This is a genomic window from Gilliamella sp. WF3-4, from assembly GCF_001690275.1.
Classification (GTDB): Bacteria; Pseudomonadota; Gammaproteobacteria; order Enterobacterales; family Orbaceae; genus Gilliamella; species Gilliamella apicola_C.
On the sequence record NZ_LZGW01000022.1, the window covers coordinates 16,689 to 35,872 of the forward strand.

General features: G+C 33.7%; 23 protein-coding genes and 4 pseudogenes. 3 read left to right on the forward strand and 24 right to left on the reverse strand.

The annotated features are described in order from the left end of the window. Positions 1 to 28: 28 nt before the first annotated feature. The 3 genes and pseudogenes from A9G47_RS05540 to A9G47_RS14920 all read right to left on the reverse strand — a co-directional run. On the reverse strand, positions 29 to 517 hold the full coding sequence (locus tag A9G47_RS05540; protein WP_065642383.1) for a pentapeptide repeat-containing protein: 489 nt from the start codon (positions 515 to 517) through the stop codon (positions 29 to 31). Then, complete coding sequence (locus A9G47_RS05545; RefSeq protein ID WP_065642384.1) at positions 510 to 689, reverse strand: hypothetical protein; 180 nt, start codon at positions 687 to 689, stop codon at positions 510 to 512. The genes A9G47_RS05540 and A9G47_RS05545 overlap by 8 nt, the downstream gene beginning before the upstream one ends. Positions 690 to 765: 76 nt before the next feature. Next, positions 766 to 920 (reverse strand): annotated as a pseudogene (locus A9G47_RS14920) (RHS repeat-associated core domain-containing protein); the annotation flags it as partial. Between the two features lie 74 nt (positions 921 to 994). Here A9G47_RS14920 and A9G47_RS14635 point away from each other — a divergent pair. Then, on the forward strand, positions 995 to 1,126 hold the full coding sequence (locus tag A9G47_RS14635; RefSeq protein WP_255309210.1) for a hypothetical protein: 132 nt from the start codon (positions 995 to 997) through the stop codon (positions 1,124 to 1,126). Positions 1,127 to 2,315: 1,189 nt separating this feature from the next. On the opposite strand, the pseudogene A9G47_RS14925 reads toward A9G47_RS14635, so the two are convergent. The 10 genes and pseudogenes from A9G47_RS14925 to A9G47_RS14500 all read right to left on the reverse strand — a co-directional run. Beyond that, a pseudogene (locus tag A9G47_RS14925) lies at positions 2,316 to 2,616 on the reverse strand (RHS repeat domain-containing protein); the annotation flags it as partial. 191 nt (positions 2,617 to 2,807) lie between these two features. Beyond that, complete coding sequence (locus A9G47_RS05555) at positions 2,808 to 3,167, reverse strand: hypothetical protein (RefSeq protein WP_065566450.1); 360 nt, start codon at positions 3,165 to 3,167, stop codon at positions 2,808 to 2,810. An 80-nt stretch (positions 3,168 to 3,247) separates the two neighbouring features. Next, positions 3,248 to 3,607 (reverse strand): hypothetical protein, encoded by a 360-nt coding sequence (locus tag A9G47_RS05560; RefSeq protein WP_065566449.1) that lies wholly within the window; start codon positions 3,605 to 3,607, stop codon positions 3,248 to 3,250. Beyond that, positions 3,584 to 3,769, reverse strand: a pseudogene (locus A9G47_RS14930) (RHS repeat-associated core domain-containing protein); the annotation flags it as partial. The pseudogene A9G47_RS14930 and the gene A9G47_RS05560, both read right to left, overlap by 24 nt. A 912-nt stretch (positions 3,770 to 4,681) precedes the next feature. Continuing rightward, a complete protein-coding gene (locus tag A9G47_RS05565; RefSeq protein ID WP_065642386.1) occupies positions 4,682 to 5,089 on the reverse strand; it encodes an NTF2 fold immunity protein in 408 nt (135 codons plus the stop codon). 29 nt (positions 5,090 to 5,118) lie between these two features. Beyond that, complete coding sequence (locus A9G47_RS05570; protein ID WP_442903233.1) at positions 5,119 to 5,514, reverse strand: DNA/RNA non-specific endonuclease; 396 nt, start codon at positions 5,512 to 5,514, stop codon at positions 5,119 to 5,121. Then, a pseudogene (locus A9G47_RS14640) lies at positions 5,506 to 5,649 on the reverse strand (RHS repeat-associated core domain-containing protein); the annotation flags it as partial. The pseudogene A9G47_RS14640 and the gene A9G47_RS05570, both read right to left, overlap by 9 nt. A 43-nt stretch (positions 5,650 to 5,692) precedes the next feature. Then, entirely contained in the window at positions 5,693 to 6,724 is a 1,032-nt protein-coding gene (locus tag A9G47_RS05575; RefSeq protein WP_065642388.1) for an SMI1/KNR4 family protein, read from the reverse strand. A gap of 30 nt (positions 6,725 to 6,754) precedes the next feature. Continuing rightward, positions 6,755 to 7,063, reverse strand: coding sequence for an HNH endonuclease signature motif containing protein (locus tag A9G47_RS14495; RefSeq protein WP_176702141.1), 309 nt, complete (start codon positions 7,061 to 7,063; stop codon positions 6,755 to 6,757). Between the two features lie 165 nt (positions 7,064 to 7,228). After that, positions 7,229 to 7,570 (reverse strand): RHS repeat domain-containing protein, encoded by a 342-nt coding sequence (locus tag A9G47_RS14500; RefSeq protein ID WP_065642389.1) that lies wholly within the window; start codon positions 7,568 to 7,570, stop codon positions 7,229 to 7,231. Between the two features lie 60 nt (positions 7,571 to 7,630). Here A9G47_RS14500 and A9G47_RS05590 point away from each other — a divergent pair, with 60 nt between their 5' ends. Continuing rightward, positions 7,631 to 7,837: a hypothetical protein gene (locus tag A9G47_RS05590; RefSeq protein ID WP_065566440.1), complete on the forward strand. Its 207-nt coding sequence runs from the start codon at positions 7,631 to 7,633 to the stop codon at positions 7,835 to 7,837. A gap of 72 nt (positions 7,838 to 7,909) precedes the next feature. Here A9G47_RS05590 and A9G47_RS05595 read toward each other — a convergent pair whose 3' ends face one another. From A9G47_RS05595 to A9G47_RS14935, 5 genes are all read right to left on the reverse strand, one after another. Continuing rightward, entirely contained in the window at positions 7,910 to 8,776 is an 867-nt protein-coding gene (locus tag A9G47_RS05595) for a hypothetical protein (protein WP_065642390.1), read from the reverse strand. A 126-nt stretch (positions 8,777 to 8,902) separates the two neighbouring features. Beyond that, the gene (locus A9G47_RS05600) at positions 8,903 to 9,229 is read right to left on the reverse strand and encodes a DUF7716 domain-containing protein (protein ID WP_065642391.1); all 327 of its coding nucleotides are present in this window, start codon (positions 9,227 to 9,229) and stop codon (positions 8,903 to 8,905) included. Between the two features lie 310 nt (positions 9,230 to 9,539). Beyond that, the gene (locus tag A9G47_RS05605; protein ID WP_081303537.1) at positions 9,540 to 10,217 is read right to left on the reverse strand and encodes an IS3 family transposase; all 678 of its coding nucleotides are present in this window, start codon (positions 10,215 to 10,217) and stop codon (positions 9,540 to 9,542) included. Further along, positions 10,214 to 10,351, reverse strand: coding sequence for a hypothetical protein (locus A9G47_RS14205; protein ID WP_176700660.1), 138 nt, complete (start codon positions 10,349 to 10,351; stop codon positions 10,214 to 10,216). Before A9G47_RS14205 ends, A9G47_RS05605 begins: the two co-directional genes overlap by 4 nt. Then, entirely contained in the window at positions 10,351 to 10,518 is a 168-nt protein-coding gene (locus tag A9G47_RS14935) for a transposase (RefSeq protein ID WP_141674819.1), read from the reverse strand. The genes A9G47_RS14205 and A9G47_RS14935 overlap by 1 nt, the downstream gene beginning before the upstream one ends. Positions 10,519 to 11,787: 1,269 nt before the next feature. On the opposite strand from A9G47_RS14935, the gene A9G47_RS05620 reads away from it, so the two are divergent. Beyond that, positions 11,788 to 12,804 (forward strand): amidohydrolase family protein, encoded by a 1,017-nt coding sequence (locus A9G47_RS05620; protein WP_218057096.1) that lies wholly within the window; start codon positions 11,788 to 11,790, stop codon positions 12,802 to 12,804. 203 nt (positions 12,805 to 13,007) lie between these two features. Here A9G47_RS05620 and A9G47_RS05625 read toward each other — a convergent pair whose 3' ends face one another. From A9G47_RS05625 to rnm, 6 genes are all read right to left on the reverse strand, one after another. Further along, complete coding sequence (locus A9G47_RS05625; protein ID WP_081303539.1) at positions 13,008 to 13,694, reverse strand: pentapeptide repeat-containing protein; 687 nt, start codon at positions 13,692 to 13,694, stop codon at positions 13,008 to 13,010. Between the two features lie 144 nt (positions 13,695 to 13,838). Beyond that, a complete protein-coding gene (locus A9G47_RS05630) occupies positions 13,839 to 14,285 on the reverse strand; it encodes a pentapeptide repeat-containing protein (RefSeq protein ID WP_065642393.1) in 447 nt (148 codons plus the stop codon). A 554-nt stretch (positions 14,286 to 14,839) separates the two neighbouring features. Then, the gene (locus A9G47_RS05635) at positions 14,840 to 16,228 is read right to left on the reverse strand and encodes a hypothetical protein (protein ID WP_065579660.1); all 1,389 of its coding nucleotides are present in this window, start codon (positions 16,226 to 16,228) and stop codon (positions 14,840 to 14,842) included. A gap of 273 nt (positions 16,229 to 16,501) precedes the next feature. Then, positions 16,502 to 17,515: a 23S rRNA pseudouridine(2605) synthase RluB gene (gene rluB, locus A9G47_RS05640; protein WP_081303540.1), complete on the reverse strand. Its 1,014-nt coding sequence runs from the start codon at positions 17,513 to 17,515 to the stop codon at positions 16,502 to 16,504. An 81-nt stretch (positions 17,516 to 17,596) separates the two neighbouring features. Further along, complete coding sequence (locus tag A9G47_RS05645; protein ID WP_065566756.1) at positions 17,597 to 18,217, reverse strand: L-threonylcarbamoyladenylate synthase; 621 nt, start codon at positions 18,215 to 18,217, stop codon at positions 17,597 to 17,599. A 99-nt stretch (positions 18,218 to 18,316) separates the two neighbouring features. Continuing rightward, complete coding sequence (gene rnm / locus A9G47_RS05650) at positions 18,317 to 19,144, reverse strand: RNase RNM (RefSeq protein WP_218057097.1); 828 nt, start codon at positions 19,142 to 19,144, stop codon at positions 18,317 to 18,319. Positions 19,145 to 19,184: the final 40 nt, after the last annotated feature.

Sequence of the window (19,184 nt, forward strand, 5' to 3'; positions counted from 1 at the left end):
ATGTGGCCTATAATATTCAAATTAATACTCATGGTATTTGTTGTAAAATAGCTCTTTTAGTTGCCGGTGAGAAATATTTTGGCCAAATAGTATATTTATCATATATTGCCCCTATAAAACTAGCCTCATTTATTCTGATTGCATTTACATTTGCACCTTTTAAATTACTTCCGTTGAAATTTGCATTAAATAAATCAGCTCCTGATAAATTAACTCCTTGCAAATTAGCATTTAATAAAAAAGCTCCATTTAACTTACAGTTAGACATATCAGCATTTAATAATGATGAATTCATTAAATTTGAATTCATTAATAATGAATTTGTAAAATCAGTATTATCTAAAATACAACCTGAAAAATTTGCACTACGTAAATTAGCATATTTAAAATTTGCATTACGCAAAGAATACCCTGCAAATATAGCGGTATGTAATATCGAACTACTAAAATCGAACCCCTCAAATGTTGTTACATCAAATTCTTGCGTGCAACCAGATTCAAAATGAATTTTAATCATTAATAATTTCCCTAGCCAAAAGGTCAATTTTTGTGTCAGACATAGGTTTAATTTTTGGAATATTACTTGGTGCAAGTGTTCCTTGAGTTTTAGGTGGTAATACGCCTACAATTTTTTCAGCCACATAACGTTGAACTGCTGGAAGAAAAATGATTCCTTGTGTTGTCTGCATAGCATCCTCCTTTTAAAGCTTTTTTAACCACACTAGGGGCAATTTAGAAGACTTTGGTAATTGGATATTTAGCTAACCCCCACGGATCGACCAAGTTAACCCATTAAGCGTATACTGATACAGATTAAAATCACCAGTCAGCCCAATCGGCTTAGGCTAGGTAAAGCGTCCTATATCCAGATCATAATACCTGAAAGTATTGTAATGTAATCCGGTTTCTCTGTCTAAAATATTGTCCCGTATTTGAATTTGGTGTTCAGGCATCCCTGACCCTGAGTGCGTGATATTTCGTGGTGTAGCTTGTCGTGTTCGATGTCGCTGATGAAGTGGCCGTCGATATTTATCTGGTGCAGGTGGCTGGAGACGTAATACAGGCTGTTGATGGTGCGTCCATCCGTCAGGGTGGTAGCGATGCGGTTGCAGTGGGTCGTAAGTAACTCTATTTGTAGTTTTAAACCTATTTAGACGAATTTATTATTCGCATCGTGATCAGCCGCATCACCACCTGTACCAGTAATTGATGTCATATTATCAACAGCCCAAAATCATCAATTAGGACTAGTAGCTATCTATATAGTCCTACTTCTACTTTCCATCTATCAAATTACCAAACGCTAAAGTAAGATAATGAACGGGCTGGATGTAAGTCTGTATTATGACGATAAAATTAAAGGTTATAGACAAATTTTTGCTATTTAATTTACGTTTGAACTAGCTCATAAAATTCTAAAAATGAATGATCAAAATCAAGTGATAATATTTTATTTTTAAGTTTTTCTGAAATAATAATATTAAATGCCCCATCCCATTCATTTAAACAAAATGCATCTAAATGTTTAGGAATTTTATTTACGTGGATAGCTGGTTTTAGAAAAAAACGCCCACGTTTTGATTCCCATTCTTTTGGAACATAGCCTGATGGCCATAAGTCTATTTCAGATAAATCCTAGTTAACACAATCAACACATTCAAAAGGGTACATTATTAAATATGTTTTTTCTGGCTTCTCACTATCAGAAATAGGAATTAATTTAACACCATTACCTGATATATTGTTTATTTTATTAATTTTACTATCAAAAAGGAGATATTTAGCTCCAATTGTACTTATTGGTGAGAAATAACCATCCCTTAATTTTTTTTAAAAAAGCTTTTTGTTTGTAGGTATTTTTATTAAAGACAAAAAATCAACGGGAATTACATTATCTCCATCATCAATCAACTCATCACGTGGAATAATACATCCTCGCCACTTTTTGCTGTTAACATTTGGATTCAGTTTAAAGTATTTCATTTATTAATCACTGTTAGTTAATATTTTATTTAACCATGAATTGGGGTCACGGCTTCTTTACCAAGTTCTGCTAAAGCTTATTTAAATGCTTCTGGACTTTTATCACTAGCTTGTTTTAAACGTTTATATATTTCTTGATGTATTTCTTCTGGGTATAGACCTTTATGTCCTGGAACATCTATTTTATTTAATGGATCATTAAAAACATCCTTTCGCCAATTTCCATTCTTAAATTTACCCAGCCCATTCTTTTTAAATAGGTTTTTAAATAGATCAAACCAATAAGAGTGTTTGTTTGTGGCAAGATGATGGGGCGGCGCATAAGCAGAAAGTCCCCATGGATCAATCCAAGTCAACCCATTTAGGCGCATACTGATACAGATTAAAATCACCAATCAGCCCAATCGGCTCAGGCTAGGTAAAGCGTCCTATATCAAGATCATAATACCTGAAGGTATTGTAATGTAAGCCGGTTTATCTGTCTAAATATTGTCCCTGATATCTGAGGTTTTGCTCTATTGAGTGATGTTCGATTTCATGAATCCGTTTACCCCAGAGCTGAAAACTGCATTCCCATAGTATTTTACCGTTTTCGTCGGTCAACTCTTCAGGACAGCCATTCAGGTCGGTGTGGATTACCCTTTCTGGGTGATTACCTCGTTGACACGATTCATAATAGCTTTCTTTAAGCACTCAGCATAGTTGTTTAGCTGTAACTTCTTTACCCCAAGGTATTTTAGTGTGTATATTTAAGTCAATAACCTCATATCTGATACTTTTGCTAATTTCTATTTATATCTAGATTAGGTTCCCATTCGACTATTCTATCGCTTGCTGAGTGGAGTAACTTCGGCAGGAGTCCAAATTGACCGTTTCCATTGTATGAAGTTATTAGTTAGAATTTCTTTTATGTAACTTTCAAATTTAGAATTAAAGTATTTATCAGATGTTATTGTTATTTTAAGAGTATAATGTTCATCACATAATAACTCACTAAGCCTATCAATTTTGTCGATAACGGCAATGCTAAAATTATCCAACTCCGCTCTGGCAATATAACGACCTTTTTCATCTTTACAGGATAATTTACATTTAAATGCCAGTTCTATCTTAGTCAGCATTTCTTTAAATGAATTATTACTATCAATCAGTACAAAAGTTAATCGTCTTTCATTTATATTCATAAATCTATTATCCTTGAAAAATTTAACGTTGAAATATTAAATCCAACAATTATATCTTATAAAAAACAAAAAATTCGTTTTTATTTACAGCCAATTTTGCGCTGAATGTCACCCTTTCGAGCAAATTCCATTAACTCGTGAGTTTTAAAAATTCTAAAACCAAAGGATTCTTTTTTTAGCCACGGAAAAATTAAACGTAATTTACGGTCTATAGACGCTTCTATTTCCTTCATACCTTTAATTTCTGAAGCATCACGGCGTCTGTTTGTATATACCGGATCATGAGCTTTACTAATACCACTAGCAGCACTTCCTCTATAACCTATTTCGGCATTAGGATCGATTGCTTGTATTGCTGGCAAGTGTTCTCTAAGAATATCGTCAATTTGTTGTTGAACTCTATTTAAACTAATTAACCCCCACGGATCCGCCCAAGTCAACCCATTAGGCGCATACTGATACAGATTAAAGCCACCGGCTAAACCTATCGGATCAGGCTGGGTAAAGCGACCTATATCCGGATCATAATACCTGAAGGTATTGTAATGTAAGCCGGTTTATCTGTCTAAATATTGTCCCTGATATCTGAGGTTTTGCTCTATTGAGTGATGTTCGATTTCATGAATCCGTTTACCCCAGAGCTGATGGCTGTATTCCTTGAATAATTCGCCGTTTGTATCGGCAAGCTCTTTTAGTGCACCGTTTAGAGCGGTGTGGAAGTACATTACCTTTTGTGGTTCATTACTTCGTTTGTTTATGCGTGCAAGATGTTCGTAGCAGCTCTGGTTAGTATAGCTATACAGGCTGTTGTGCTGATTAAGACTGGTTTCCTGAATCGTTGTTAAGCCATCCCACAGTAAGTGGGTACGGTTGTAGGGGGTGCCTGTGCTGTTTAACTGATGTTTTTCGATACGCCGGCCAAGGGCGTTGTAGATGTAGCCGTAACGCTAACTGCGGTCTGATTGTTCGATGCGTACTTTGTTCAGGCGGTGTTCGACGTCGTAGTGGTAGTACAGGGTAGAGCCGATGGTTTGTTTGCTCTGGGTTCGACCGTGCTCATCGTAGCGGTAGCTCTAGTCTCTGAATTTAAGTAGCTGGTTACAGCGGATCAGGTTGTGGTTGCTTGTCCAGATATTTTTTGCTAGTACACTTCTAATTAATTCAAGTTTGACTGACCCTTATTCGTAAAAAGCATCTACCCTTGAGCCATTGCTAGACCCATAATACTTTCTGTTTTATTTAAGTTATACTCCTAAATAAATACAAAATAATTCCTCACATTGGATTTTTAAAAATATATTTAATCAATCATAAATAGAATTGTTGATAACAATATAATTCAATTAATAAGCAACTTTGAATTGACAGCTTTTTAGAACAGTAAACAAAATTTTAATTTTATATAGCGGATTAGAATATTTAAATTTAAAAAGTAATTGATATATCTAATGCTTAGCTATTATTTTGCTTTTTCCAGATATTTAATCGTATTTACGATAGAATTCTAGTAATTATTACAATGGATATTTGTCCCAATTATTATCAAACTTATCATATACCTCTTTTTTATCAATACGCCACTCATGTTTTTTGTAATGCAAGGTATAACGAAATTGACTTTTTGTACGATTTTGTTGTTGAGTGTAAATAACTACTTTATTCCCTTTGAGTTCTTCTATTTTTAATATTTCTTCATCTGGTGAGTACTCTGGTGGGTTTCCACAAGATAATGCTGCTTGTCGACCATATTTTCGTTCTTTTTTTGTACAGAATTTATCAAATATAAAATTCAAATCTTTAGTCATTTGTAAATAAGCTTCTTCTGAAGAATCACTTTTTAATTTTGGATAGCAACGTATTTCCCAATGATTCATCGCAATAATGAATTCTTTTAATACGTTTTTCGCAATTTCAATATTCATTTAGTTTACCTAATTTTTAAAAATATTATTTAATACATTCTTACCACTTTTGGAAAACTGAGTATTCTATTTGGGGGGCTTGTGCCTTCTTTGCCATAAATAAAATTCCATTTAATATCCACAGCTCCATATTCTTGAATATACTGTTTAATTGTTTTTTCAAAAGCTCGATATTGACCACGATTTATTCCTTTTAACTGAGGGAAAACATTATCTATGCCTCCTGAACCGCCTAATATTTTCGCTAAAATATATCCCGCATCATCATCTGCGTTACCTAACCTTCTAGCAAATGCGCTTGGAAAAAGGTTAGTTGCTGTGCCTGATCCTATATCAGCTCTTGAAACTGTCGCTTTTGCTGAAAGAGGTTGCCCCTGTGCTCCTCGTTTACCTTTTACTTCACAAATCCATCTCCACGGATCAATCCAAGTTAACCCATTAGGCGCCAGATTCAACCCACCTAGCAATTCTATCGGATCCGGCTGGGTAAAACGACCAATATCCGGATCATAGTACCCGAAAGTATTGTAATGTAAGCTGGTTTCCCTGTATAAATATTGTTTTCAATACCAACAGAGATGCAGTTAACCTTACGGTTATTATTTATAAACCATATAAATCATTTATATCATCTTCACACACTAATTTAGAAATAAATTCATTAAAACTATTGCATAGAAAAAAAGTACTCTTATCTTGATTATCCGTTAAAGATAAATTATCAGACCATGTGTCAAGAGTATAGTAGTATATTTTCCCATTATTAATATCGATGCAGAAATAATTACCACCCGCGTCAATCGCAAAAGGTAAAAAAGTTTCCGGTAATAACTTTCTACTCCATAAATTTTCTGCTTTGGAAGGCATTAAATAGTTCTTGTCATTATTAAACTTTTTATAGTATTTAACGGGTATTAGTTCATGAATTGCAACCCATTCAAATTCACTTTCAGGATCCAGCCAAGCATTATTCTCTGGCATTCCTCCATTGTGTTGTAACAGGAATTGTCTTAGTTGAACAGGAATTTTTATCTTTAAAAGTTTTTCAACCTCATTTAGGTCAGTGGTATTAATTGCTTGTTGAGAATTGTAGAATTTGTTGCTTGTTCTTGGTTTAATATCTTCATCTTCAATGGTTTCTATTTTGTCTTGATCTTCATCACAAATTAAAGCATTTAAGAAATTTTCTAATGAATCAGATAAATAGATACTATTTTTTTTAAAATTTTGCTCTGTATTTAGGGTGTCATCCCATTCTAATCTGAGATATTGATATATCGCACCAGTATTAATATTCATACACAAAAAACCATTACTTAAATCGCGAGCAAAAGGTAACAGCTCCTTAGGTAACTTTTTATTATCCCAATGTTTGAAAGCAATACCTTCCATGATAAAATCTGGGTCATTCCTAAATGCTTTATTATATTTTATAGGAATAAAATTAAAAACTTTAAGTTTGTATGGAGGAACAGTTGTTTTCCAAATATCTTTATATACCATTCCTCCATTACAATTAAGATAAAACTGTCTTAAAGAATCTGGAATTGTGATACCTAACCTCTTTTCACAAGCATTTAAATCTTTATCAGTCAGCTTTTTTTCGCAGTCATAAAAGTTATCTATATTAATCATATTAATTCCCAAATTATATTGCGTCTTTAATTAACAAAATTTACTTATTAGCTCTTTTAGTCTCTTCGGTACTCTACCTGTTAACCACCCTTGTGTATATGAATAGTCTACTGCTTGTGGTGAGCCATATTTAGTGCCCGAATGTGCACCAAATTGAGAAACTGAACCTTTATGACGAATTGCTTTATGAGTTTCCGTTTTAATTAATTGCATAGTAGTTTTACCAGTTTTCGGATCAAAATCGTCAACATGATGCCAAGTATATCCTACGGCATCTTTCTTTTTGATTCCAGCCGCTTTAAATGCAGCAGCAAAATCTCTAGACCTAGTCCCTTGCATTGTGATTTGAACAATATTTTTTTGACCTTCTTTTACAGGGCATAATCTGGAGAATCTGTAAAATCTATTCCTTGTAATGCTAGCCTCCATGGATCAACCCAAGTTAACCCATTTAGGCGCATACTGATACAGATTAAAGTCACCAATCAGCCCGATTGGCTCAGGCTAGGTAAAGCGTCCTATATCCGGATCATAATACCTGAAAGTATTGTAATGTAAGCCGGTTTCTCTGTCTAAATATTGTCCCTGATATCTGAGGTTTTGCTCTATGGGCTCGAGTTCGATTTCATGAATCCGTTTACCCCAGAGCTGATAGCTGTATTCCCAGAGTAATTTACTGTTTGCATCGGCAAGCTCTTTTAGTGCACCGTTTAGAGCGGTGTGGAAGTAAATTATCTTTTGTGGTTCATTACTTCGTTTGTCTATGCGTGCAAGATGTTCGTAGCTGTTCTGGTCGGTATAGATATACAGGCTGCTGTGCTGATTAAAACTGGTTTCCTGAATCATTGTTAAGCCATCCCACAGGAATCGGGTACGGTTGTAGGGTTTGCCTGCGCTGTCTAGCTGATGTTTTTCGATACGCTGGCCAAGGGCGTCGTAGATGTAGCCGTAACGCTGGCTGCGGTCTGTTTGTTCGATGCGTACTTCGCTCAGGCGGTGCTCGGTGTCGTAGTGGTAGTGTTGGGTTGCGCCGATGGCATCGCGTTTGAAACGGTGGATGATTTCGGCACTGCTGCCGGCAGCAAAGTGTATATTGCTGACGTTGTCGAGTAGTTCATAATCTAAATTTTATTTGCGTTCTTCCGAGAAATGTTTGCTCTTTTAATCAGCCTTACCAAATAAAGACTACAATATTTTTAATTTTTCGGTTAACTCTTTTATACATGTGTCTGCCAATTTTTTGTATTCTATAGCAATTTTTCCTGAATACTTCTCATCAACCATTTTTTCAAACTCTTGAAATGTGCCAAAAAAGTCATTCATTTGAATAGCGAATCCGTTATTAACCCAACAAGCAAAAATAGTTTGTGAGTTATCTTCGCAGTTTTTGCAATAAGCTATATTTTGTATTTTATCTATATCTAAATATAAACCGGTGCCAACAGATAAATTGTCAGGTAATTCTCGAATACTTGTTGATTCTATACTTAATTTACCTCCAATCGATAAATTTTCAGGTAATATTTTGATTTTTGAGTATTTTAAATCTAAATCACCTTTAATTGAGAAATTTTCAGGTAACGCTTCTATTTCAGTAAACCCTAAATATAAACTACCTCCAATAAAAAAATTTTTAGGTAATACTTTGATTTTTGTCATTGTTAAATTTAGATCACCTTTAACAGATAGGCTTTCCGGTAGTGCTGTTATTTCTGTATTCGCTAAATTTAGACTACCACTTATAGAAAAATTTTTAGGTAATGCTTTGATTTCCGTATTTGTTAAATATAAATAACCTCCAATAAATACCTTTTCAGGTATAGTTTTGATTTCTGTATTTCTTAAATCTAAATCACCACTAACAGAAAAATTTTTAGGTAGTGCTTCAATTTTTGTATGAGTTAAAATCAAATCACCGTTAATAGATAAGTTCTCAGGTAATGCTTTAATTCCTCTGTTTCTTAAATTTAAATTACCATCAATAGTGATTTTATTGTCTTGAATGAGATACTTTATACCTTTTTTATTTAGTAATTCTAAAAGTTTCTTCATAATCTCTCTTTAGCAATAAAAACGGCTTTAAATAGGCTGCATTAATGCGATTGACAACGGTAAATCTTACTATTACAGATTTATGCTTAATACTGGAAAAGTCAAAAAAAGACCTTTCCAGTATTATTAATCTAAAAAATCATCATTTTCAAGGTAGTAAATAATAGCATCTAATAAATCTTCTTTTGTAGCATTAGGATGATGATCTAATTTATTGTCAATAATATCTAAAAAAGTTTGATATTCCAACCAATCTCGATATTTATCAGGGTACTTATTACACAGCTCACCCATTTCATCATCATCATCATCAGTTTCAGGAAGGTAAAAAGTACCTTCTCTTATATCCTTTTTTTTATTACCTATCTTAATATTTGTAAATAAAAAATACCATAATTCAGGACGATCTTTATAAATAGTTAATAGTCCATTGATACCTTCGATAATTTTCATTCATAATCTCCAATTATTATTTACGACAAATTGTACCACCGCCCCATTTTTTGCGACCACCCGAACCATCTGGGTGATATATTTTATGATATTTATTGTGATCTTTTCGATCAACTAATTTTAATGAACCTGGGGTATTTACACTTTCAACTTACAATGCGAAATCTATAAATCAATATTTAATAATGAGTTATCAATTAAATTTGAATCTATTACTAACGAATTTGTAAAATGAGTTTATCTAAAATACAATCAGAAAAAATCTACACTTGTAAATACCCCAAACTTAGTACACAACTCACGTAGAAAATCATGTTGCTTGTTTTAGTGTTTTATACTCAATCGGTATCATGTTATTTAATGCCTCATGCGGTCTTTCGGTGTTATAAATGGTTAGCCATTCTTCGGTTATCTTTCTTACTTGTTCTAGATTATTAAATAGATATAAATCGAGTACTTCAGTACGATAGGGTTCAATATAGCCATTTTGATATGGGCTACCGGGCTGGATATAATCAATGGTTATACCATGTAATTTAGCCCAGTTGGTAAAGGTTTTTCCTGTAAATTCTGGGCCATTATCGACCCGTATTTTTAATGGATACCCATGATATTCGGCCAGTTTATCTAAGTAACGGGTAATCCTTCCTGCGGGTAAGCTTACTGCAATATCAATCCCTAATGCATCACGATTAAAGTCATCGATGACATTGAATGTTCTAAAGCGACGTTGATTACGGCTACTGTCACTCATAAAATCCATTGACCAACATTCACCTTGTTTATTGGGAGCCAATAACTTTTCTGGCTCCCGAGGTGGCATTCGTTGTTTTCGTTTTGTTTTAAGATTCAGTTTTAACTCACAATACACTCGATAAACACGTTTATGATTCCATTGATAGCTGAGCTTTCTGATACGATTAAAACATTTAGGAAAGCCCCATCGTAAATGCCAGTCTGTGATAGCATTCAACACCGAAATAATCACGAATCATCCTGTAACTTAGATTGATAGTAGTAAGCACAACGGCTTAAGCCAACAATAGCACAACTCATAACAATAGTAACTGAATGATTTTGTTGTAGTTGCTGTGCCCACGTTTTACGTGCCTTTGTGGGCACTAAAGCTTTTTTATGATTTCTTCCTGAAGCTGGGATTTTAAGCTCAGTTCGGCAAACATCTGCTTAAGCTTACGGTTTTCAACCTCCAGCTCCTTTAAGCATTTAATATCCGACGTTTCCATACCGCCGTATTTTTCTCGCCATTTATAGAAAGTTGAATTACCCATGCTCTATTTACGGCACAGTTCTTTAACGGGAATACCCGCTTCTGCTTCTTTTAAAATAGCTACGATTTGATGTTCAGTCATTTTTTTCATAATTGAATCCTCTTTTACTTTTATCATAGAGAATTTTCTACTTTTTTGCTGTACTATTTTAGGGGGATAGTTACAGTACCTTCTATTAAATTTATTTTTATAGCAAATATAGAGCAATTTTCGAACTCTCTTAACTATAGTGGTGAAATATGGATTAGTTGTTTAATTTGGGATAATTTTGTTAACGATCTGGTTACATTAAAAAAAATAGCTATTTTGTATGATATGAATAAAATGTTTTCTATAAAAATAGAAAAAGATGAAAAAAACATTAAATATTCATGGTCTGTGACTCGTCAGGGAATATTTAAGGATATTGTGCAGTCAAGTTATCAAACCATTATTTCAGAAGATACATTGAATTATGTTAAATCACAATTTACCAATTATCCTAAGTGGTGGTAATTATAAAATTCCACGTTTTAAAACAGCTAGAATGTTTCTTTTTTACTTTGTTATTTTATTTATCATTAAAAAATCAAATAAAATCAATGATTTTTCTGAACAATTATTATAAAAATAACACAATAACCTTTTCGTATATCCAAAAGTTATTTTACTATATTAGTACGACAAATACGGCAATGTTAATTGAGAAAGAGTTTGAAATCATTTATTTGATGAATGTTTAAAGGAATTTAGCATTCAGCGGTCATTAAGTCATAAGGGATGACCCTATGATAATGCGATTGCTGATGCGACATTTAAAGCGGTGAAGACTAAATTTGTGTCAAAAAAGTATGGACACACCATTTGCGCTAAAATCAGCTTATATGACAAATAGTCTAAAACATAACAATACATAATTAATCTCATTTTTTTGACAATAAATTATCATTATTAAATAATTAGTTAGAATTTTATGCTTAAATCTTATTGGTTATTAGCGTTGTTAAAATTTCACTTTGCAAGTAAATAATCTAAAAAATAATACTATAACATTTTCATTTATTTAGATATTTTATAAATGATAGTGCTTGCTATTACGTTTATTTTGATTAGAATTTCTGCAATTTTTAATTAATAAGGCGTGAGTGTAATGAGCATTAGTAAATCAATCATTTTAATCACTCAATTTATTGGTATTACATATTATCCTCCTTTTTGGGGGATTTTTTTTACCTATTCCATACAATTATTTCACTCCTATTTAAAACAATTGAATTATAGAGGCTAATTATGATTGAGCATAAAAAAATGTTGTTAACCACAAGAGACCAAAGTTTAAAAGCCTATTTAATGAATAAAATTAAGCAAAATGGCGGATGGGTTAATGCTCATATGCATGCTGATCGAGCTTTTACCATCTCGGTTGATAGCTTTGATGTTTATCAAAAGCAGACTTTGATTGAAAAATGGGACACCCTTGATAAAGTGAAAGCAGCAATGAGCGAAGATGATTACTATCGTCATTTTAGTATGGCTGTTGAACGAATGATTGAGCAAGGTGTGAGTGCGATGGGATCTTTTGTTGATATCGATCCGATTGCGGAAGAACGAGCAATTAAAGGCGCTTTAAGAGCACGAGAAACTTATAAAAATGACATCATTATAAAACTAGTCAATCAAACTTTAAAAGGCGTTATTGATAAAAATGCTCGTTATTGGTTTGATAAAGGCGCTGATTTAGTTGATATTATTGGTGGTTTACCTCGCCGTGATGAGCGTGATCATGGCAAAGATATGGGACTTAAGCATCTTGATGTGTTAATGCAAACAGGCAAATCACTCGGCAAAATGGTGCATGTGCATGTTGATCAGTTTAATTCACAAGATGAAATAGAAACCGAGCAACTTACCGATAAAACTCTTGAGCATGGCATGCATGGGAGAGTTGTTGCCATTCATAGTATTTCGATTACAGCTCATAGTTTAGAATACCGCCAAAAGCTCTACAAAAAAATGAAAGAAGCAAAAATGATGGTGATTGCTTGTCCTTTTGCTTGGATTGATAGCCCTCGCCGTGAAGAACAAGGCCCTACTCGTAACTCATTAACACCCGTGGATGAACTTGCAACAGCGGGGATCCCTGTTGCTATTGGTACCGATAATGTGAGCGATTATATGTTGCCATTTTCAACGGGAAATATGTGGGAAGAGCTTAAGCTGTTAGTAACAGGATGCCGCTATACTGATTTAGATAATGTGATTAATGTAGCGACAAAAAATGGAAGAATGGTGCTTGGGCTTGAGTAAGTAATAAAGTGGATTGAGATAGGCTACACTAATTTAGCACCTATTTTATCAGATGATTTGTAATATTCTTTACGTAACTATGAGATTAAGATGAAACAAATATATTTTACACATGTTAATTAAAATAACATTCAAATATATCATGCAGGGTTTGGTGCAAAAGTTGTTTATATAGCCCTGCAAAAATAAAAATTTGTGTTTTATTATTCTATACATTCACCATCTTTACAATAAAAATCAATGATTTTCATCAGTCTATGGTGAAATTCTAATATTGAATCCCCTCCCAAGTTAGCTATTTCTTGTTTCGTAAATTGGCGCCACTTAGCTATTGTATGTAGTTGACAACCAACTTGAACATATTCACCATGACTAATTGATATAAAATATTTTTCACCTACGATTATGAATGTTGATTCGGGTAATTCAGCACTGCTCAAATCAACGCCGCGTAAATCAGTATTACGCAAATTAACAGTACTCAAATCAACACAATACAGATCAGCTCCACTCAAATGAGAACTACGTAAATCCACATCATGCAAATTAGCTTCACGTAAATTAGCATCGCGCAAATCAGCATTTCGCAAATTGGCCCCCCTCAAATTAGCACCATATAAATTTGTACCACGTAAATCCGCATCAGACAAATTAGCGCTACTTAAATCAGAGCGATACAAATTTGCATGACGTAAATCGGCATTGCGCAAATCAGCATTAATTAGTTTAGCGTGACTTAAGTCGGCACCACGCAAATCAGCGCCACACAAAGTCGCACCACGTAAATTAAGACTGTTTAAATCAGCTTCACATAAATTAGCTCTTTTGCCTATTCTCCCACCACTATCAAAGAAGATTTTGTTTTGTTCTAAAATTTTGTTAATATCCATTTTATCATCCCAAAAATTAATGATTGAGCAATTCACTATTATGACTAACTGGCTTCAAACGATTTGGTGCTTAAATCTTCTTCCTAAACAACAAAGTTTTACGACTTAACCAACAAATATTTTTTTACCTATGATTATGAATGTCTATTCCGGTAGATCAGTATTACGCAAATCCGTGTTGCTCAAATCAATATTATGCAAATCCGCCCCACGTAAATCAACATCACGCAAATCCGTATAACATAGATTAGCTCCACGCAAATCAGCATTACGTAAATTAGTGTCACCAAAATTAGCTTTAAACAAATTAGCATTATTCAAATTAGAACAACTTAAATCAGCATTATACAAATCAACAGATCGCAAATCGGCATTCTGCAAATTCGCGCCACATAAATTAACATTAGCCCAATCAATATTGCGTAAATCAGAACACCTCAAATCGGTATCGCTCAAATCAGCCCCCCGTAAATTAGTACCATGCAAATTAGCACGTCTCAAATCGGCACCTTTCAAATTAGCTATTTTACCAGTTTTGCCAAAGCTATTAAGATAAATCCTATGTTGTTCTAATATTTCATTTATATCCATTGTATTATTCCAAAAATAAGGTTTACAAGTATGCTATGCATTAATTCATTAACTCATCAAGAAATGATAAATTAATATGTCATTTAATACTCTGTTTTGCAAATCGGTCAAAACAGATAACCAAAAATTAATTCATTCGTTTTTAGATAAATACAATATTCTGGCTGATGTCTTTATAACTCATACCCAGCGCATACATACTCAGAATTTTTTGTTTTTCCATATTTATCCGATCAAACCATGTATCTATGCCATCAATAAATCTAATATTGCTGTCATAAGATTCAAAATATTTTTTACTGATTCAAATTTTTTACTTTGCCTTTTCAATCATTAAGTGCATATGTGCAAGGATCTCGTCATCTTTTTTTTCTTCTTTTCATAATAAATATTCCTTAAACTTGTTAATTTATTTTAAAACACTTGGATTAAAACACGAAGTGCAATGTTAAACTCAGAGATAACCCTTTTCATGTAAGGCGTGTCAGATTAAATAAAAATAAACTGACACAACATATTGAATACTCTGAATTTTAAATACAGATCAACATTAACTATAGATATGAAAGATCTCTAATAATGTCTTCTAGCCTTAATTTTACTTCGTTTAATTGTTGTTTTTGAGCTAGTTCAAGCAATCTTTCTCTACTTTGTAAAGTGCCTTCACTGTAATTATGTAAATTTGATGGCACGTTACCAGAATAAATATAATCATATTTTGCAGATGTCTGCTCAATATTAAAAGATCGGCTGTAACTATACGCACCATGAGCTTCAATTTCAGTAGTCAATGTTAATTTATTGCTGTGGGTCACCGTTTGTAAATTATATTGCTGATCTTTGTAGGTTTTGACTTGATTTTTATTACCGTTATCGTCAACCATTTCAATAAATTTATCAAATACTTTTTCAGTTTTAGTTTGATTGTTAACTGATTGTCCAAGGTCTGAAAATTCAACATTACTTTTTATACGCATGATAACATCAGCTTCACTCGGATTGTAAATAACAAATTGAATAAAATCTTTACGCAAAATATCTCTTACATAAGAGCGTAATTCTGTAGAATTATAATAAATTCTAACTATTCCTTTGTTAGTATATTTGTCAGATTGAAAAGTTGCATCACGATAAGCGCCGTATTGTCTGTAAGCTGAAGCGGCCCAGGCATAGTATTTGGCTACTTCGCGAAATTCGTAACGGTGCGTTGCGGTATTTGCGAGTTGTTGTGCCTGCTGGTAATATTTTTCTGCTTCTTGTGCACAATGTTTTCGATCATTATCGACAGCAAGCTTGCCACTATCTTTGTATTTCCCAAGTGGTTGGTATACCTCTGAAGCATTATTAAATGCCTCTGCTGCAGCTTTATAGTTACCTTGCTGCTCTAACATTTTGCCTTGATTATAATAATCTTTAGCTGCAAGTTGCATATATTTTGTTTTTGCATTTTTATATAAGTTTTCAATATTTTTATAGTTATATTGCTCAAATCCTTTTTGATATAAATCAGCTCTTTTTCTGTAACTTTCGCTGTCGGTTCCAGTTATAGAGTTACCATAATCATAATATTGTTTAGCAATTGTTTCTTCTAACTTTTTGATATCGTATTTATCATTAAAAAAGCTGACAGTTTGGCTATAAAAACGATCGCTCAACATCATTTTCATTTTAAGTAAACTTTGATAAGCGTTAATACGATGTTGATAATCTGTATTTGCTGTGTGAGCCAAATCCGCCTCATAATGAGCCATAACATTACTTACTATAGTGCGTAACTTTTCAGCTCTACCTTTATCAAATTTTGCTTGACCTTTTTCATCAATACTGGCAGTTAATAAACTGATACTTTCCAAATACTTTCCTTCTTTATATGCTTGATCAGCCGTTCGAGCATGACAAGCAGATAAAAGAAAAAGAAAAAAAATTGTTATGGCTATCCGCATAATATTTCCTTTAAATAGATTTAATTAAATTATCAATTCATTGCAGGTAAAATCATTTTATTATTTTTAACTAATTGATCTGCGATTAATTAGTGCAAATTAGTGTATAGAAAATTTTAAACAATTTATTAACCATTTTTGCTAAAAAAGCGAACAAAAATAGTCTCTATTCAAAAAATATCAATATACTTATTTTTAGAGAATATAAAAGGTAAGATAAAGTGATCAGACAATACTCTCAATAAAATGAACTTTATTGAGAGTTATAACATGTTATTTTCTAGTTGGCTTTTTAGCTGTCGCTTGGCGAGGCGCGTGGGATGCTCTAGACAAATTGGTCAATTTAGCCCGCTTAGGTCTTATTATACGTTTGTCTGACGATGATCCTGTTGTAAAGCTTTGGGCTTCTGGCGGTAATCCAACAAGTTCACGTAGATAATTCACAGAGTCTATGCCTAATTCCATCCACGTTCCACGTGACAGCCCTTTAGGTAAAGTGATATTGCCATAACGAATACGCAGCAATCGGCTAACTTGTACTTCAATAGCTTCCCACATTCTGCGAACTTCTCGATTGCGACCTTCAGTGATAACCACATTAAACCATTGGTTAAGTCCATCACCACCTTGTGCTTTAATTGATTGAAATGAAGCAGGGCCATCTTCGAGTTGTACCCCTTTACGAAGTTGGTTAATCTGTTGATCAGTCACATTACCAAATACGCGAACAGCATACTCACGCTCAATTTCATGCCGTGGATGCATTAAGCGATTAGCCAGTTCACCATCAGTGGTAAATAATAGTAAGCCAGAAGTATTGATATCAAGTCTACCAATATTAATCCAGCGAGCATTTTTTAAGCGAGGTAACCGTTCAAAAACCGTTGCTCGCCCCTGTGGATCGTTACGAGAACAGATTTCACCTTCTGGTTTATAATAAGCAAGGACACGACAAACTTCTTTTTCTTTACTTCTAAGCTGAACCAGATGTCCATTAATACGTATTTTAGGATTAGCATTAACATCAACGCGATCGCCTAATGTAGCAATTTTACCATCCACACTAATTTTACCTGCTGCAATCATTGCCTCAATTTCACGACGCGATCCATTTCCTAAATTAGCTAATACCTTTTGTAGTTTTTCAGTATTATCAGGTGGCAAATTTTTACGAGCTACGGTTGCTGGGCAAAACGCTTTCGTTTTTTTATTGGATTGTTCATCTTTATTATTGATTTTATTATTTTTTTTACTAACTTGTGAAAATGTAGATCTGCTATGTTTCATATTATCCTCGCTGTTACCTTCTCAGGTATCATTTTATCTATTCACACTATTGTCGAAATATCGGCAATAAAAAATGGTTGCTTATTCAAATGGTTTAGTGTCACCACTTCCTTTACGAATAATTTCGGGATAGTCATTAGTTAAGTCAATTACACTGGTTGGTTGTTGGCTAATATAACCGCCATGTACAATTGCATCGAGCTGATGGCCTATTTTATCTTCTATCTCGTCGGGATCTGATTGTGCCTGATCATCATTAGGTAAAATCAGCGTGGTGGTCATTAATGGCTGCCCTAATAATTCAAGTAGTGCTAAATCAATTTTATCATCTGGAATTCGTAATCCTATTGTTTTACGCTTTTCATTCAATAATCGACGTGGTACTTCTTTGCTAGCTTGTAAAATAAAGACATATTTTCCTGGTGTATTATTTTTTAATAACCGAAAAGTGGTATTATCCACATAAGCATAACAAGACAGTTCAGAAAGGTCACTGCACATTAACGTAAAATGATGACGCTTATCAAGCTGGCGAATTTGACAAATACGATCAACACCTTGTTTATTATCAAGCAAGCACCCTAGTGAATAACCCGAATCAGTTGGAAAAGCGATAACGCCGCCATCATTTAATATATTAACAACTTGCTCTAATAGTCGTTTTTGGGGGTTATCAGGGTGAATATAAAAAGTTTGGCTCATAATTGTTCTATATCAATATAATTTTAATGTTGAAGATGATACCATCAAGTATTTGATGGAACGTAAATATCAAACCTTTTTAACCCATTATTATTAGCGTTACCAATTATGCCAAATTGGTGTAACGCTACCAGGCAATGGTGTTGTTTTACCTAAATCTAAATAGGTATCAACGCCATGAAAATCCGATCCTTGCGATGCCAACAGGTCAAATTCATTGGCTAATTTAGCTAATCGAGTTAAATCATCTTGCGTTTGCCGGCTTTGCGAAACTTCAATTGCCACACCACCACAAACTTTAAACTCACTGACTAATAGCTTCAATTTAGTTAAGGTTAGATCGTAACGACTTGGGTGAGCAAGTACCGCTTGTCCGCCTGCGGCTTGAATAGCATTAACCGCATCAGCAATGCAGCACCATGTTGCTGGCACATAAGCATACCCTCCTTTGCCCAAATACTTTTTAAATGCCCTTTTGATATCCTTAACATAACCGTTAGCGACTAAAAATCTTGCAAAATGGGCACGTGAAACAATATCACCTTTAGCAAAATGTTGTGCTTGTTGATAAGCATTTTCTATACTGACTTTAGCTAGTTTATCACTTATAGCTAACGCTCGATTAATGCGTCCTTGTTCTTGTGAAGATAGTAATGCCAATAACTGTGGATTTTCAATATCAATATTCAACCCTACAATATGAATTTCGCTGTTTTTCCACGCTGTTGATATTTCAACGCCACACACTAATTTAACGGGTAAATTTTCATTAGCAATCACTTTTTGCGCTTCAGGTAAACCTTTAACGGTATCATGATCAGTAATAGCCAAAAGAGCGATTTGATTATCCACCGCTCTTTTGATAAGTTGGCTTGGCGTTAAAACACCATCTGATGCAGTGGTATGAGAATGTAAATCAACAATCACTTTTTTCTCGAAAATTATTTTGAAACGTGTAATATACCAC

Bases quoted from the DNA above. Each gene is read 5' to 3' on its own strand.
- A9G47_RS05645 (WP_065566756.1), bottom strand. From the start codon at position 18,217: ATGAGCCAAACTTTTTATATTCACCCTGATAACCCCCAAAAACGACTA.
- A9G47_RS14500 (WP_065642389.1), bottom strand. From the start codon at position 7,570: ATGATTCAGGAAACCAGTTTTAATCAGCACAGCAGCCTGTATATCTAT.
- A9G47_RS14935 (WP_141674819.1), bottom strand. From the start codon at position 10,518: ATGGGTAATTCAACTTTCTATAAATGGCGAGAAAAATACGGCGGTATG.
- rluB (WP_081303540.1), bottom strand. From the start codon at position 17,515: ATGAAACATAGCAGATCTACATTTTCACAAGTTAGTAAAAAAAATAAT.
- A9G47_RS05540 (WP_065642383.1), bottom strand. From the start codon at position 517: ATGATTAAAATTCATTTTGAATCTGGTTGCACGCAAGAATTTGATGTA.
- A9G47_RS05565 (WP_065642386.1), bottom strand. From the start codon at position 5,089: ATGAATATTGAAATTGCGAAAAACGTATTAAAAGAATTCATTATTGCG.
- A9G47_RS05545 (WP_065642384.1), bottom strand. From the start codon at position 689: ATGCAGACAACACAAGGAATCATTTTTCTTCCAGCAGTTCAACGTTAT.
- A9G47_RS05630 (WP_065642393.1), bottom strand. From the start codon at position 14,285: ATGGATATAAATGAAATATTAGAACAACATAGGATTTATCTTAATAGC.
- A9G47_RS05595 (WP_065642390.1), bottom strand. From the start codon at position 8,776: ATGAAGAAACTTTTAGAATTACTAAATAAAAAAGGTATAAAGTATCTC.
- A9G47_RS05625 (WP_081303539.1), bottom strand. From the start codon at position 13,694: ATGGATATTAACAAAATTTTAGAACAAAACAAAATCTTCTTTGATAGT.
- A9G47_RS05635 (WP_065579660.1), bottom strand. From the start codon at position 16,228: ATGCGGATAGCCATAACAATTTTTTTTCTTTTTCTTTTATCTGCTTGT.
- A9G47_RS05590 (WP_065566440.1), top strand. From the start codon at position 7,631: ATGTTTTTCGATACGCTGGCCAAGGGCGTCGTAGATGTAGCCGTAACG.
- A9G47_RS14495 (WP_176702141.1), bottom strand. From the start codon at position 7,063: ATGCAAGGGACTAGGTCTAGAGATTTTGCTGCTGCATTTAAAGCGGCT.
- A9G47_RS05600 (WP_065642391.1), bottom strand. From the start codon at position 9,229: ATGAAAATTATCGAAGGTATCAATGGACTATTAACTATTTATAAAGAT.
- A9G47_RS05575 (WP_065642388.1), bottom strand. From the start codon at position 6,724: ATGATTAATATAGATAACTTTTATGACTGCGAAAAAAAGCTGACTGAT.
- A9G47_RS05555 (WP_065566450.1), bottom strand. From the start codon at position 3,167: ATGAATATAAATGAAAGACGATTAACTTTTGTACTGATTGATAGTAAT.
- A9G47_RS05620 (WP_218057096.1), top strand. From the start codon at position 11,788: ATGATTGAGCATAAAAAAATGTTGTTAACCACAAGAGACCAAAGTTTA.